Consider the following 1020-nt stretch of genomic DNA (forward strand, 5'->3'; position numbering starts at 1 on the left):
GGTCACGGTGCCGGTCACGTCAGTTGTACGGAAGTAGAACTGAGGACGGTAGTTCGCGAAGAACGGAGTGTGACGACCGCCTTCTTCCTTGGTCAGGATATAGGCTTCGGCTTCGAACTTGGTGTGCGGTGTAACCGAACCTGGCTTACACAGAACCTGACCACGCTCAACGCCTTCACGGTCGATACCGCGCAGCAGGGCGCCGATGTTGTCGCCCGCTTCACCGCGATCCAGCAGCTTGCGGAACATTTCAACACCAGTACAGGTGGTTTTCTGAGTGTCACGGATGCCGACGATTTCGATCTCGTCGCCAACGTTGATCACGCCACGCTCAACACGGCCGGTCACAACGGTACCACGACCCGAGATCGAGAACACGTCTTCGACCGGCATCAGGAACGGCTGGTCAACAGCGCGCTCAGGTGTCGGGATGTACTCGTCCACGGCAGCCATCAGCTTGCGGATCGATTCTTCGCCGATTTCCGGCTTGTTGCCTTCCATCGCGGCCAGAGCCGAACCTGCGATGACCGGAATGTCGTCGCCGGGGTAGTCATACGAAGACAGCAGCTCGCGGATTTCCATTTCCACCAGTTCCAGCAGTTCTTCGTCGTCAACCTGATCCACTTTGTTCATGAACACGACCATGGTCGGGATGCCAACCTGGCGGCCCAGCAGGATGTGCTCGCGGGTCTGCGGCATCGGGCCGTCAGCAGCGTTCACAACCAGGATCGCGCCGTCCATCTGTGCGGCACCGGTGATCATGTTCTTGACGTAGTCGGCGTGGCCGGGGCAGTCGACGTGCGCATAGTGACGCGTGTCGGTCTCGTATTCCACGTGGGCGGTCGAGATGGTGATGCCACGTGCTTTTTCTTCAGGCGCGCCGTCAATCTGGTCATACGCTTTGAAGTCACCGAAATACTTGGTGATTGCTGCGGTCAGCGTGGTCTTGCCGTGGTCAACGTGGCCAATCGTGCCGATGTTGACGTGCGGCTTATTACGCTCAAACTTTTCCTTTGCCAT

1 protein-coding gene is annotated in these 1020 nt (G+C 58.3%); it reads right to left on the bottom strand.

What is annotated here, in order from left to right; all coding sequences use genetic code 11:
• The coding region (tuf, locus tag AC2FID_RS22460) for an elongation factor Tu (RefSeq protein ID WP_496838799.1) at positions 1-1020 on the bottom strand (1020 nt) is incomplete at both ends.

This window comes from Ruegeria sp. CDSC068 (assembly GCF_059610545.1).